This is a genomic window from Micromonospora peucetia, assembly GCF_900091625.1.
GTDB lineage: Bacteria > Actinomycetota > Actinomycetes > Mycobacteriales > Micromonosporaceae > Micromonospora > Micromonospora peucetia.
The window spans coordinates 1,576,160-1,589,737 of sequence record NZ_FMIC01000002.1; the positions used below are offsets into that span (position 1 = coordinate 1,576,160).

At 72.9% G+C, this 13,578-nt stretch carries 14 protein-coding genes; 8 read left to right on the forward strand and 6 right to left on the reverse strand.

From position 1 onward, the window contains the following. Positions 1 to 19: 19 nt before the first annotated feature. Complete coding sequence (locus tag GA0070608_RS07365) at positions 20 to 859, reverse strand: DUF3027 domain-containing protein (RefSeq protein WP_091623895.1); 840 nt, start codon at positions 857 to 859, stop codon at positions 20 to 22. Between the two features lie 87 nt (positions 860 to 946). On the opposite strand from GA0070608_RS07365, the gene GA0070608_RS07370 reads away from it, so the two are divergent. Together GA0070608_RS07370 and GA0070608_RS07375 are read left to right on the forward strand one after the other, a co-directional pair. After that, positions 947 to 2,656 (forward strand): MFS transporter, encoded by a 1,710-nt coding sequence (locus GA0070608_RS07370; protein WP_091634537.1) that lies wholly within the window; start codon positions 947 to 949, stop codon positions 2,654 to 2,656. Beyond that, the gene (locus tag GA0070608_RS07375; protein ID WP_091623900.1) at positions 2,653 to 3,303 is read left to right on the forward strand and encodes a futalosine hydrolase; all 651 of its coding nucleotides are present in this window, start codon (positions 2,653 to 2,655) and stop codon (positions 3,301 to 3,303) included. The genes GA0070608_RS07370 and GA0070608_RS07375 overlap by 4 nt, the downstream gene beginning before the upstream one ends. Before the next feature lie 3 nt (positions 3,304 to 3,306). On the opposite strand, the gene GA0070608_RS07380 is transcribed toward GA0070608_RS07375, so the two are convergent. Next, positions 3,307 to 4,206 carry a GNAT family N-acetyltransferase gene (locus GA0070608_RS07380; RefSeq protein ID WP_245715729.1) on the reverse strand — a complete coding sequence of 300 codons (900 nt, stop codon included), beginning with the start codon at positions 4,204 to 4,206 and terminating at the stop codon, positions 3,307 to 3,309. Positions 4,207 to 4,789: 583 nt separating this feature from the next. Between GA0070608_RS07380 and GA0070608_RS07385 the strand changes: the two genes are divergently transcribed. Then, positions 4,790 to 5,638 carry a 1,4-dihydroxy-6-naphtoate synthase gene (locus GA0070608_RS07385; protein ID WP_091623903.1) on the forward strand — a complete coding sequence of 283 codons (849 nt, stop codon included), beginning with the start codon at positions 4,790 to 4,792 and terminating at the stop codon, positions 5,636 to 5,638. Here GA0070608_RS07385 and GA0070608_RS07390 read toward each other — a convergent pair. Next, entirely contained in the window at positions 5,599 to 5,985 is a 387-nt protein-coding gene (locus GA0070608_RS07390) for a cold-shock protein (protein WP_091623907.1), read from the reverse strand. The genes GA0070608_RS07385 and GA0070608_RS07390 overlap by 40 nt on opposite strands. 34 nt (positions 5,986 to 6,019) lie before the next feature. Next, entirely contained in the window at positions 6,020 to 6,643 is a 624-nt protein-coding gene (locus tag GA0070608_RS07395; RefSeq protein ID WP_091623910.1) for an HAD family hydrolase, read from the reverse strand. 83 nt (positions 6,644 to 6,726) lie between these two features. On the opposite strand from GA0070608_RS07395, the gene GA0070608_RS07400 reads away from it, so the two are divergent. Beyond that, entirely contained in the window at positions 6,727 to 9,207 is a 2,481-nt protein-coding gene (locus GA0070608_RS07400) for a helicase-associated domain-containing protein (protein WP_091623917.1), read from the forward strand. Positions 9,208 to 9,217: 10 nt separating this feature from the next. On the opposite strand, the gene GA0070608_RS07405 is transcribed toward GA0070608_RS07400, so the two are convergent. Continuing rightward, positions 9,218 to 9,466, reverse strand: coding sequence for a hypothetical protein (locus GA0070608_RS07405; protein ID WP_091623920.1), 249 nt, complete (start codon positions 9,464 to 9,466; stop codon positions 9,218 to 9,220). A 125-nt stretch (positions 9,467 to 9,591) separates the two neighbouring features. Then, the gene (locus GA0070608_RS07410; RefSeq protein WP_091623923.1) at positions 9,592 to 10,470 is read right to left on the reverse strand and encodes a L,D-transpeptidase family protein; all 879 of its coding nucleotides are present in this window, start codon (positions 10,468 to 10,470) and stop codon (positions 9,592 to 9,594) included. Positions 10,471 to 10,646: 176 nt separating this feature from the next. Here GA0070608_RS07410 and GA0070608_RS07415 point away from each other — a divergent pair, with 176 nt between their 5' ends. The 4 genes from GA0070608_RS07415 to GA0070608_RS07430 all read left to right on the forward strand — a co-directional run bounded on the left by GA0070608_RS07415 (position 10,647) and on the right by GA0070608_RS07430 (position 13,573). After that, complete coding sequence (locus tag GA0070608_RS07415) at positions 10,647 to 12,326, forward strand: DNA repair helicase XPB (RefSeq protein WP_091623927.1); 1,680 nt, start codon at positions 10,647 to 10,649, stop codon at positions 12,324 to 12,326. 44 nt (positions 12,327 to 12,370) lie between these two features. Beyond that, entirely contained in the window at positions 12,371 to 12,658 is a 288-nt protein-coding gene (locus GA0070608_RS07420) for a DUF7660 family protein (protein WP_091623931.1), read from the forward strand. Between the two features lie 124 nt (positions 12,659 to 12,782). Continuing rightward, complete coding sequence (locus GA0070608_RS07425) at positions 12,783 to 13,133, forward strand: NIPSNAP family protein (protein WP_091623935.1); 351 nt, start codon at positions 12,783 to 12,785, stop codon at positions 13,131 to 13,133. A gap of 98 nt (positions 13,134 to 13,231) precedes the next feature. After that, complete coding sequence (locus GA0070608_RS07430) at positions 13,232 to 13,573, forward strand: hypothetical protein (protein WP_091623939.1); 342 nt, start codon at positions 13,232 to 13,234, stop codon at positions 13,571 to 13,573. Positions 13,574 to 13,578: the final 5 nt, after the last annotated feature.

The window sequence follows — 13,578 nt, forward strand, 5'->3', positions numbered from 1 at the left end:
CCGGCGCCGGGCCCGATCGTCAGGGGTGGCCGTACGGCTCCGCAGGCTCCGCGGCCTCGACGGAGCCCGGTGCCCGGCTGACCGCCATGGGCTCGACTGCGCTGTCGTCGTAGACCGTCGGCATCTCGTCGACCGGGGTCTCGGCGGCCTCGATCAGGGTCTCCGAATGCGCCCCGCAGCCATGGTCGGCGCTGACCACCCGGCCGTCGTCGGGGGCGTAGAAGTTGCCGCAGGCCCCGAAGGCCTGCCGCAGGGCACCGGCGAGCGGCAGGTAGAAGCCACAGGTCCCGCAGCGGGCGGCGGCGGGAGCGGCGGTCGAGATCGCGGCGGACGGGCCGTGGTCGCCGTCGTACCAGCGCTGGGCGGCATCGCTGCGGCCCTCCCGGGAGAGCACCCGGGCCCGGCCGAGACCAAGCTCCCAGGCGGTCTCCTCGACCGCCGGGTCGTCGGAGAGCAGGTAGCCGGGCTGGAGCCGGTCGTCGTCCGGCGAGGTGGGCAGCAGGTCGCCGGGGCCGAGGTCGCCCGGCTTGAGCCGCTCCTGCCACGGCAGCCAGCCGGGCGCGAGCATCGCGTCCGTGCCGGGGATCAGCACCGTCTCACAGACGGTGACATGCCGGCTGCGCGGCACCCGGGTGACGGTGACCGCCCACCGCCAACCGCGATAGCCGGCGAGCTGACACTCGAAATAATGCGTGACGAGTCGGTCGCCCTCCGCGACGGCCTGCAGGTGGTCGCCGATGTCCGAGGGGTCGACCTCGGTGATGGCGTCACGTGCCACCTCGACGGCGGCGGCGCAGACCTGGTCGAGACGAGCGGCACGAGCGGAGGCGGGCCTGGTCACCAGACCATTGTTCCCCATGCGTACGGCCGAGCGACAGGCACCCGCCGACGATGTTCTGGGACAGTGGTGCGGCACGGACGGACCGGATGGGTGAGGATGGTGGACATGCCGCTGTTCTCCCGCTCCGGGCGGTCCGTCGCCGGGCGGACCGTCGGCACCGGCATCAAGGCCGTCCGCCTGCTGTTCCGTGGTTCGGTCAGTGGTGGGCGCTGGATGACCCGCCGGGCGGGCCGGGCCCGCACCCGGGGCGCCGGGGGCGAGGTCGGCATGGTCCGCCTCTTCGACCTGCACGCGGTCTCCTGCGCCGGGGACACGCTGATCGCCATCGGCCTCGCCGGCACGATCTTCTTCAACGTCCCGCTCGGTGAGGCGCGTAGCAAGGTCGCCCTCTACCTGCTGGTGACCATGGTGCCGTTCGCCATGCTCGCCCCGGTGGTGGGCCCACTGCTCGACCACTTCCGCCACGGCCGCCGGTACGCGCTGGCCGCCACCATGCTCGGCCGGGCCTTCCTGGCCTGGCTGATCTCCGACTACATCCACGGCTTCGGCCTCTATCCGGCGGCCTTCGGCGTGCTGGCGCTCTCCCGCGCGTACGGGGTGGCCCGCTCGGCGGCCGTCCCACGGCTGTTGCCGGAGGGGCTCGGGCTCTCCCAGGTGGGCGCCCGTGCCAGCGTCTACGGCACGGTGGCCGGCGCCCTGGTCGCCCCGATCGGGCTGGCCGCCTTCTGGTTCGGGCCGCAGTGGCCGCTCCGGGTCGCCTCGATCATCTTCCTGGTCGGCATGGTGATCTCCCTGCGGCTGCCGCCGAAGGCCGACTCGGAGCCGCCGGAGCGGGTGCCCCGGCCGCTGCGGGCGCTCGGCAGGCGCAACGGTGACCGCCCGCTGGGCCGGGGGCGGCCGGCCGGCCGGCTCGTGATGGCCACCCTGATCAACTCCGCGACGCTACGCGGAGTGTACGGATTCCTGCTGCTCTTCCTGGCCTTCGCGATCAAGGCCGGCGACCTGACCACCGTCGTCTTCGGCCGGGACCTGGGCGACGAGGGAGCGCTGGGCCTCGTCGGCGCGGCACTGGCCGTGGGCACCTTCCTCGCCACCGCGATCGGCACCCGACTGCGCATCCACCGACCCGTCGCGATCCAGTCCAGCGGTCTGATCATCGTGGGCGGGGTGGGGATCCTCACCGCGGTGATGTTCTCGCTGCCGATGGTCGCCCTGCTCTGCCTGGTGGCCGCGCTGATCAGCGGCATCGCCAAGCTCGCCGTGGACGCCTCGATCCAGGAACGTATCCCGGAGCGGCTGCGCGCCAGTTCGTTCGCCCATTCCGAGACGGTGCTGATGCTCGCGTTCGTCGCCGGGGGCGGGCTGGGGCTCGTACCCTTCGACGGCCGAATCGGGATCGCAGTCGTCGCCGGGGTCGGCGCGTTGGCCGCCATCCGGGGCGTGGTGGTGGCGAGCCGCCTGCGCGCCGAACGGCTGGCCGGTCGCCCGCTCGCCGACGACGAGTTGGCCGACAAGACCGACGAACCCGACCCGGACCCCGAGGCCGATACGGACACCGGAGCCGGCACGGACACCGGACCCGGCACGCGCACCACGGCCGAGGCCGGCGCGTACATCGAGCCCGAGGCCGGTCCCGAGCCCGAGGCGGCACCCGTCTCGCCTGCCCCGGCGCAGGGCGGCTCGCCGTTGGACGACCCGACCCTGGCCCCGCCGGGGTACCACATCTACCGGCCGTCGTCGGCCGTCGGCGGGCCGGTTGGGCCGGGCGGGGCGGACGACGAAACCCGGCGGGAACCGCAGGGACCTCTGCCGTGACGGGCCTGCTGGTGGTGACGGCGGTGCCCGCCGAGGCCGAGGCGGTCCGCGCGGGCCTCACGGACCCGTCGACGACGGTGCTGCCGGTGGGGGTGGGGCCAGCGGTGGCCGCCGCCACCACCGCCCGACTGCTGGTGCTCGCCGAGGCTGCCGGGCGGCCGTACCGCGGTGTGGTCAGCGCGGGCGTGGCGGGCGGCTTCGCCGGCCGCGTGGAGGTCGGCGCGACGGTGCTGGGCTCCGTGTCCGTCGCCGCCGATCTGGGCGCCGAGTCACCGGCGGGCTTCCTCCCGGTGGACGAGCTGGGCATGCCCCCGGAGTGGCTCGGTGGTGGCACAGCGCCCGCCGCCGACCCGGGACTGCTGGCGGCCCTGCGGGCCGGGCTACCGACGGCAACGGTGGGCGCGGTGCTTACCGTCAGCACCGTGACCGGCACCGCCGCCAGCACGGACGCCCTGCGCCGGCGTCACCCCGACGCGGTCGCCGAGGCCATGGAGGGGTACGGCGTGGCCGTCGCCGCCGCGCAGGCCGGCGTCCCGTTCGTCGAGCTGCGTACCGTCTCGAACCCGATCGGCCCCCGCGACCGCGACGCCTGGCGCATGCGCGAGGCGCTCGCCGCCCTCACCACCGCCGCCGCGGCCCTGACCTGAGAGTCAGTCCGCAGCAGCAGGCCGACGGTCCAGCCGCAGGGCCCACGGTCGGCTCGCCTCCAGCCGATATCCGCAGCCGAGCAGGAGGTCGACGCCCCCGAACTCGGCGATCGCGTGGGCGGTCCGGATACCCGCACGGTCCATCTCGTCCGCGAGCAGTCCGACCAACCTGCGCCCGATGCCGAGCCGTCGACAGTCTCCGGCGACGAGGACACCGTCGATGACGATCTCCCGCTCCTCACTCGGGTCGTCGCCGTACATCAGGTGCGGGCTACGCTCGTGGGCCCGCAGCTCACCGACCAGCTCGCCACCCGGCAGTTCCGCCACGAACCGCCACGACGTCGTCGGCAGGCCGCCTCCCGCCACCCGACGCAGCCGGACCGTCCGCCGGATCTCCTCGGCCCGTCGGCGCCGATCCCGGTGGGCGCGACTCCTCTGGTACGTAGCCAGCGGTAGCGGTAGTGGCCAGAGCGCTGGCGGCAGGTTGTACCAGTTCGCCCACCAGGCACCCGGCCAGTCCTTCGGCTCGTTCACCTCCCAGACGTCGAGGTGGGCGGGATAGCGACGTCCTGCTCCCTCCCGCAGCCGGTCGTGCGGCACTGCCGGCAGCGACCGGTCGATGCTTCCGGCCGCTCCCCCCGCGTCGGCCGTGACGGTGGTGGCGGTGGTGGCGGTGGTGGCGGTGGTGGCGTGCAAGCTGATTGTCACCTCCCCGCCGGCAGCCCGGACCAGCCGCTCCACCGTCCGGAACCGTGGATCGGCGGCCCGGCCCGACTCGATCCGGGCCAGGGTCGCCTGGGGCACTCCAGACCGCTCAGCCAGGTCGCGCTGGCTCAGGTCCGCTCGGCGTCGCAGGGCCCGCAGGGTCGCGCCAAGGTCAACGGCATCCGTCAGCTCTGCCACGAGAACATGTTCCCCGGTGCAACGCTGCGTTCTCAACAACTGCCCACCATCTGTGGACAACCCTGTGGACAACGTCGGCCGCCGGCGGATCGGACTGTCGCACCGGCTCGCCAACCGGCTGAAAACGGCACGGCCAAGGACGAGAACAGGACTCTGCCACGACGCTGTCGAGCTGAATCGTTTACGACATCAGGCACCGCGATCCGCCCGTCACCCCAAAACGATGATCATGATCCGAACAAACAGGAAGAACCGCAGCCGAACGGCGCAAGCGCTGCGGGGCGGCGGCTGGCAGACGGCAGACGGTGGGCGGCGGCGAGCGGCGAGCGGTAGGGGGCCGACCAAGGGATGGCGGGCACCGTACGGGGCTGAATCGTTTACGACATCAGCTCGACAGGGGCTGTCGGGCAGAGCCGACCGGCAGAGCGGGACAGACACGCCGGTCCGTCGGGCGTGTGTTCATCGGTGCACGGGCGGGCGGAACCGCTCGGCCGAGTGGCCGCTGGCTCGGCGGGACGGATCCAGGTCACACCGAGGCTGCCACGGTCGGGCGACCCGCACAGCGCGGGGATACGGTGGGGGCGTGGCGCACTCGCTGGCGATCTCGCCCTGCCCCAACGACACGTTCGTCTTCCACGCCCTGGTGCACGGCCTCGTACCCGGCGCCCCGCCGGTCGACGTCACGTACGCCGACGTGGACGTCACCAACACGGCCGCCGAGCGGGGGGCGTTCGACCTGGTCAAGGTGAGCTACGCGGCGCTGCCGTGGCTGCTGGACGACTACCACCTGCTGCCCTGCGGGGGTGCGCTCGGCCGTGGCTGCGGCCCGCTGGTGCTGACCCGCCCCAACCGATCCGACCGACCCGGCCGCGCCGATCTGAGCGGCGCCACGGTGGCGGTGCCGGGCGACCGGACCACGGCGTACCTGCTCTTCCGGCTGTGGGCGGCAGAGCGGCCCCCGGCGCGGATCGAGGTCGTGCCGTTCCACGAGATCATGCCGGGCGTCGCCGCCGGCCGGTACGACGCCGGCCTGGTCATCCACGAGGCCCGGTTCACCTATCCGCGGCACGGCCTGACCGCCCTCGTCGACCTCGGCGAGTGGTGGGAGGCCGACACCGGGCTGCCCATCCCCCTCGGCGCCATCCTGGCCCGGCGCGGCGCGGTCGACCCGCAGGCCGCGGCCGGGTGGATCCGCGAGTCGGTCCGCCAGGCCTGGGCCGATCCGGCCGCCAGCAGGGAGTACGTGCTGGCGCACGCGCAGGAGATGGAGCCCGACGTGGTGGATCGGCACATCGGGCTCTACGTGAACGAGTTCACCGCCGACCTGGGGGACGCGGGGTTCGCCGCCGTGCGGGCGCTGCTCGGCCGGGCCGCCGACGCCGGGCTGGTGCCTCAGACCTCCAGCTCGTTCGCGACCGCGTGGACCAGCTGAGCGACCTTCTGCGCAGTCTTACGGTCCGGGAAGCGGCCCCGGCGCAGGTCCGGCTGGACCTTCGCCTCCAGCACCTTGATCATGTCCTCGACGAGGCCGTGCAGCTCCTCTGCCGGCCGGCGACGCAGCTCCGCCACCGAGGGCGGCGCGTCGAGCAGCTTGACCCCCATCGCCTGCGCACCCCGGCGGCTGTCCACCACGCTGAAGTCGACCCGCTGGCCACCCTTGAGGTCGGTGACACCCGCCGGTAGCGCGCCCTTGGGCAGGAACACGTCGCCACCCTCGTCACTGGTGACGAACCCGTATCCCTTGGCCGTGTCAAACCACTTCACTCGACCCGTCGGCACCTGAGAACCCCTGCTTCGCTTGAGCTTGAGACGTCTACCGCTCCAAGGCTAGCCGGATCATGCCGTCGAGCGCCGCCGGGAATCCGGTGAGATCATCCAGCACCACCTCCGCCCCTGCCGCGCGCAGCTCGTCGGCAGTGCACGGGCCGGTGGCTACCGCGATGCCGGGTACGCCCGCCGCGCCGGCGGCCACCATGTCCGCCACATGGTCGCCGACGTAGTGCGTCGCGCCGTGCCGCCGCAGCGCGGTCGCCTTCTGCTCCGCGAACAGGTCGCCGGCCACCTCGTCGACCACCAGCCCGAGATGGTCGAGGTGCAGCCGGGCCAGGCGGCCCAGCTTGGCGGTGACCACCAGCACCCGGCCGCCGTGGCCGCGTACCGCGTCGATCGCGGCGAGCGCACCGGGCAGCGGGACGGTGGGCGTGATCGCGTACGCCGGATAGAGCTCGCGGTACGTCCGGACGGCCGCGTCGACCTGCTCCGGCGGGAACCAGCGGGCGATCTCGGTGCGCAGCGGCGGGCCGAGGCGCGCCACGGCGGCGTCCGCGTCCACGGGCACCCCCGTGCGGGCCGTCAACGCCCGGAACGTGTCGGCGATGCCGGGACGCGAGTCGACCAGAGTCATGTCGAGGTCGAAGCCGACCGTCAGCGTTGCCATCCGGAGAACGTACCGCCCATCCCCGGGTCAGCCGGACGTCCGAGGGGCGCAAGGGCCCCCTGCCGGGCTAGCGTGGAACGACGATGACCACCTCACTCGCCGACCACCTGCGCTCGCTGCCCGACGAGTCGCTCGCCGCCCTGCTCCAGCTGCGGCCGGACCTGGTCGTACCCGTGCCGGCCGACGTCTCCGCGCTCGCCACCCGGGCCCAGTCCCGGGTCTCGGTGGCCCGCGCGCTCGACGCGCTGGACCAGTTCACCCTGCTGGTGCTGGACGCCGCCCGGCTGACCCGGGACCCGGCCGACGGGACCACCTCCACCGAGGCGGTGCTCGCCATGGCCACCGCCGGCCCGAACCCGCCGGCCCCCACCACCGTCCGGGCCGCCGTGAACCGGCTGCGCGCGCTCTTCCTGCTGTACGGACCCGAGAGCGGCCTGCGCCTGGTGGCGAGCGTCGACGAGGTCTCGCCGCATCCGGCGGGGCTGGGGCGACCGGCGGCAGACCTGGACCCGCGGGCGGCGGCGCTCTGCGCGGACCCGGCGAAACTGCGGCGGACGCTGCTGGCCGCGCCGCCCTCGGCCCGGGCGATCCTGGACCGGCTGGCCGCCGGACCGCCGGTCGGCAGCGTGCCGGCCGGCGCGTTGCAGGCGCCCCCGGTCGGCGCGGAGGACGACCTGCCCCCGGACCTGACCAACGGCGGCTCGCCCACCGGCTCGCCGGTGCGCTGGCTCGTCGACCACCACCTGCTGGTGACCGTCTCCAGCGGCAGGGCCGGCGCCACCGGCACCGTCGAACTGCCCCGGGAGGTCGGCCTGCTGCTGCGCCGGGACAGCGGCCCGCTCGGCCCGCTACGCAGCAGCCCACCGCCGGTGGTCACCCCGCCGCGTGAGCCGAAGGCCGCCGACTCGGCGGGGGCCGGTCAGAGCATGGAGGTGGTACGCCACACCGAGGCGCTGCTGGAGCAGTTGGCCGCCGAACCGGCGCCGGTGCTCCGCTCGGGTGGCCTGGGCGTCCGCGACCTGCGCCGGCTGGCCCGGGTGGTCGGGGTGGACGAGCCGACGGCGGCCCTGCTGCTGGAGGCGGCGTACGCGGGTGGGCTGATCGGCGAGGTCGACCTGCCCGGGGCCACCACCACCCGGTACGGCGCGGACCAGCAGGTCCTGCCCACCGCCGGGTACGAGGTGTGGCGTGCCGGAACGTTGGCGCAACGCTGGGAGCAGGTGGCCCGGGCCTGGCTGACCATGACCCGGCAGGCCGGGTTGGTGGGGCAGCGCGACGACCGGGACCGGCCGATCACGGTGCTCTCCGCCGAGGCGGAACGAGCCAGTGCGCCGGCCGCCCGGCGGGCCGTGCTGGAGGTGCTCGCCGACCTGGAACCGGCCACCGGCCCCACCCCCGAGGAGGTGCTGGCCCTGCTCGACTGGCGGGCGCCGCGGCGCAGCCGGGGACGGGAGGCCGCACACCGCGAGGTGCTGGCCGAGGCGGCCACGCTGGGCGTGACGGGGCTGGGGGCGCTCACCTCGTACGGGCGGCTGTTGCTGGCCGACGTGACCGCTGCCGACGAGCGGGGCGGGGACGACCCGCTCGGGCTGCGGTCGGATGCCGAGAGCGGCGACGCGACCAACGCCGTACGCGCGCTGGACGCCCTGCTGCCCGCCCCGGTCGACCACTTCCTCGTGCAGGCGGACCTGACCGTCGTGGTGCCCGGCCCGCCCGACCCGGCGCTCGCCGCCGAGTTGGAGGTGGTGGCGGAGCACGAGTCGGCTGGTGGGGCCAGCGTGCACCGGGTCACCCCGGCCAGCGTGCGCCGGGCCCTGGACGCCGGCTACTCGGCCGACGACCTGCACGCCCTGTTCCGGGGGCGGTCCCGCACTCCCGTACCGCAGGGGTTGAGCTACCTGGTGGACGACGTGGCCCGCAAGCATGGCGGGCTGCGGGTCGGCTCCGCCGGGGGGTACGTGCGCAGCGACGACGAGGCGCTGCTGACCGAGGTGCTCGCCGACCGGCGGCTGGAGCCGCTGGCGCTGCGCCGGCTGGCGCCGACGGTGCTGTCGACGCCGTACCAGGTGGGCCGGATGTTGACGGCGCTGCGTGACGCCGGGTACGCCCCGGTGCCGGAGGACGGGAGCGGTGCGGCGGTGTTGGCCCGCCCGAAGACTCGACGCGCACCGGCCCGGGTGCCGGTGACGACCCGGACGCTCGACCCGCTGACCACACCGAAGCTGGCCATGCCCCGCCTGCTGGGCGTGGTGGAGCAGATCCGGCGGGGCGAGGCGGCAGCCCGGGCCGCCCGACGGGCGCCGGCCGTGGTCCGGGGCGGGGTCGGGCGCACCGGTCCGGCGCCGGTGCCCGGGCACAGCGACGCCCTCGCCGTACTCCAGCAGGCGGTGCGGGACAGGGCGCTGGTCTGGGTCGGATATGTCGACGCGCACGGGGCGACCGCGTCCCGGCTCGTCCGGCCGGTCTCGATCGGCGCCGGCTATCTGCGCGCCGAGGACGAGCGGACGGAGATGCTGCACACCTTCGCCCTGCACCGGGTCACGGCGGCGGTGCTGGAGGACTGAGCGGGGTGGGTCAGCGCCGGCTGCGGCGTACGGTCCCGATGACGGAGACGATCAGCAGCAGCGTGAACCCGGCGCCGGCCGACTCGCCGACCGAGTCGACGAAGCCCTGCCGGAGCACCAGCCAGCCGAAGAGGAACCAGCCGACAAGCACGATCGCGGCGCCCGCGTACGCGACCACGGTGGCGGTGGAGACCTCCTCGGCGGGCGACCGGTCGTGTGCGGGACTGTGTTCCGGGATCGCTTCGCGGTCGACCGTCATCTCCAGCCTCCCCGTCCGGTTCGACGCCTGGCATCCCAGCGTGTCACTCCGGTGGCGCGAGTGACAGGGGATAAAACCCGGATCGGACGAGATGTGCGACGCCGTCGGCCCGGCGACGGGGCTGCTCAGGTGCCGGGTCGCCGCCCGATCAGCACCACCTTGTTGCCGACCTTACCCAACTCCCAGTAGCGGACGGCGTCGCCGGGCAGCAGGTTGACGCAGCCGTGCGAGCCGATCGACTTCTCGTGCAGGTAGGTGGTGGTCTGGTGGAAGCCCATCCCCCGGGTGAAGTGCTGCCAGTACGGCAGCCACACCTCGTACGGGTCGGACCACTCCTTCACGTTGCGGTAGTTGATGGTGAACGTGCCGGCCGGGGTGCGGTAGCCGGGCATGCCCGTCCGGGTCACGGTCGGCTTCACGAGCACCTTGCCGTTGCGCATCACCCAGGTGGTCTGCCGCGTCAGGTCGATGCAGAAGGTGGTGCCGGAGCCGGCCTTGCAGCGCGCCGTGTCGGTGGTGGCGAGCCGCTTCGCCACGTCCTGGGTGGTGGGGCCGGCGCGGCCGAGGGCCGGGCGGATGTCGTACCGCTTCTGGAACTTCTTGATGGCGGCGCAGTCGGCGGCGGACTGCCGGCCGTCGACGGTCACCGGGCCGAACCCGCCCAGCCGGGCCAGGTGCGCCTCCACCTCGCGCTGGTGTTCGCCCTGCGGGCAGCCGGCGGCGGACGGCGAGCTGGTGGGTTTCGCCGCGGGGCGGGTCGGCTTCGGCGTGCTCCGCGTCGGTTTCGGCGTGGCCTTCGGCTTCGGCGGGGTGGTGCCGGGCTTCGCCCGCTGGTCCGGCCCGGGCGTACCGCTCGCCCCCGTTGCCCGCTCCGCAGCCCCGGCCGCGACGGATCCCCCGCCTCCGCCACCGTCGGCCTGCGGATCGAACGCGCACGCACCGGCGCCGACCAGCGTGACCACGGCCAGGGCGACGAGCCGGGTGGTGATCCGGACGTGCTTCATGACGCCTCCCTGACAGTTGTCCTCTTTGCTAGACGTTGCGAGGACCGCTCCGGTTGCTCCAGGTGGCCAGATTTTTCTGTGCCCACCCGGTTACGTGCAACACTGGTGGGTCGGCCTGGGGCGGGTCAGTCGCCTCCCGGACAGCCGACGACCCGAGGTGGAGGAGAGGCACTGGCGTGAGCGGTGGACCCCTGATCGTGCAGTCGGACAAGACCCTGCTGCTGGAGATCGACCACCCCGACGCGCAGACGTGCCGGATGACCATCGCGCCCTTCGCCGAGCTGGAGCGCTCCCCCGAGCACGTGCACACGTACCGGCTGACCCCGCTCGGGCTGTGGAACGCGCGCGCCGCCGGCCACGACGCCGAGGGCGTGGTGGACTCGCTGATCAAGTACTCCCGCTACCCGGTGCCGCACGCGCTGCTGGTCGACGTGGCCGAGACGATGGACCGGTACGGCCGGCTCCAGCTCGCCAACGACCCGGCCCACGGGCTGGTGCTGCGGGCGCTGGACCGGCTGGTGCTGATCGAGGTCGCGAAGAGCAAGAAGCTCGCCGGGATGCTCGGCGCGAAGCTCGACGACGACACGATCGCGGTGCACCCGTCCGAGCGGGGCCGGCTCAAGCAGGCGCTGCTCAAGCTCGGCTGGCCGGCCGAGGACCTGGCCGGTTACGTCGACGGCGAGGCGCACCAGATCGAGCTGGCCGAGGCCGGCAAGGACGGCAGCAAGCCGTGGACGCTGCGGTCGTACCAGCGGGAGGCCGTGGAGGCGTTCTGGGCCGGCGGCTCGGGGGTCGTGGTGCTGCCCTGCGGCGCCGGCAAGACGCTGGTCGGGGCGGCGGCGATGGCCGAGGCGAAGGCGACCACCCTGATCCTCGTCACGAACACGGTCGCCGGCCGGCAGTGGAAGCGGGAGCTGATCGCCCGCACCTCCCTGACCGAGGAGGAGATCGGGGAATACTCGGGCGAGCGCAAGGAGATCCGCCCGGTCACCATCGCCACGTACCAGGTGCTCACCTCGCGGCGCGGTGGCGCCTTCACCCACCTGGACCTGTTCGGGGCCCGCGACTGGGGTCTGGTCGTCTACGACGAGGTGCACCTGCTGCCCGCGCCGATCTTCCGCTTCACGGCGGACCTCCAGGCCCGCCGCCGGCTGGGCCTCACGGCGACTCTGGTACGCGAGGACGGCCGGGAGGGCGACGTGTTCAGCCTGATCGGCCCGAAGCGGTACGACGCGCCGTGGAAGGACATCGAGTCGCAGGGCTGGATCGCCCCGGCCCAGTGCACCGAGGTACGGGTGACCCTGACCGACGCCGAACGCATGTCGTACGCGACAGCGGAGGCCGAGGAGCGCTACCGGATGGCGGCGACCGCCCGCACGAAGCTACCCGTCGTTAAGGCGCTGGTGGACCGGCACCCGGGCGAACAGGTGCTCGTCATCGGCGGCTACATCGACCAACTGCACCAACTCGGCGAATACCTCGACGCGCCGATCGTGCAGGGGTCCACCACCAACAAGGAACGGGAACGGTTGTTTGACGCGTTCCGCTCCGGCGAGGTGCGAACGCTCGTCATCTCGAAGGTCGGCAACTTCTCCATCGACCTGCCGGAGGCGGCGGTGGCGATCCAGGTATCGGGGACGTTCGGGTCGCGGCAGGAGGAGGCACAGCGGTTGGGGCGGGTGCTGCGGCCGAAGGCCGACGGCCGACAGGCGCACTTCTACACCGTCGTCTCCCGCGACACCATCGACACCGAGTACGCGGCGCATCGGCAACGCTTCCTCGCCGAACAGGGCTACGCATACACCATCGTGGACGCCGACGACGTCCTCGGCCCGAAACTCCCCACCGTCGACTGACCCTGCAAGACCAACTCCCTCTACAGAACAGGCACGATGACCGGATGAGCGGTGCCTACGAGACCGGCAGGTTCACCAACATCCGTCTAGACGAGGTGGACCACGTCACCACGAACACCGAGGCAGCCGAGATCGTCGGGCGAATGCTCGCAGATCTGCGTGCGCACCCTACGGAGTGGGAGAACCACACACTCGAACGCTTCCTGGACGCACTGGAGTCCTCGTTCAAGTCCCTGCCCTGGCTCTACCGCAACCGAGGGGAAGACTTCCCCGACCAGCCGACCTGGAAGCAGTTCACCGAGGCCCTCATCATGGCCACCGGCCGCGAGTAGCCCTCGCCGAGGCGTTGAGGTCCTAACCAGGGCACCCGCTCGCCCTACTCCTTCATGTCCACGATGACCTCAGGAAGCAGTTCGTGAAGCCCATCCAGCGCCTCGGGCCCCGTAGGGTTGTGCCATGATCACCTGCGTCGTGCACTACACCATCGACCCCGCGCAGATCGAGGCGTTCGAACGCTTCGCCCGCGCGTGGATGCGGCTGGTGGCCCAGCACGGTGGTGTGCACCACGGTTACTTCCTGCCCGCCGAGGGAGCCAGCGACCAGGCCGAGGCGCTGTTCAGCTTCGAGAGCCTGGCCGCCTACGAGCGTTACCGCGCACGGTTCGGCAGCGATCCGGAATTCGTCGCAGCCGACCGCATCCGCGACGACTCGGGTTGCGTCGTGCGGTATGAGCGAACGTTCATGCGCCCGCTCTTGCCCACTGAGGGGTTCACCGAGACCCTCGTCATGACCACCAGCCGCGAGTAGCCCTCGCCTGCGCAGCCTGGGCTTGAGGTAAAGGGGGGCCGTCGTCGATGAGATACACCGCCAGATGCGTACGCACAGGCGCTTGGTGGGCGATCAGCGTGCCGGAGATCAAGGGCGTGTTCTCTCAGGCCCGTCGTCTCGACCAGGTCGAAGGCATGGCACGTGAAGCTATCGCCCTCATGCTCGACGTCGACCCGCACAGCTTCGACATCGACGTACAGCCCGACCTGCCGCAAGAGGTGACCCGCGCCCGCAGCGCCCGCAGCGAGCTGCGCAAGGCCGAAGAGTCCGCCGAGGAGGCGACTGTCACCGCCGCACGCGCGCTACTCGCAAAGGGCTACACGGTCCGCGATGCGGGCGCACTTCTTGGCATCTCCCCGCAGCGCGTGTCGCAGCTACAGACCTTGAATGGCCAGGTTCGTCCGATGTGGCCTGTGTGATGGCC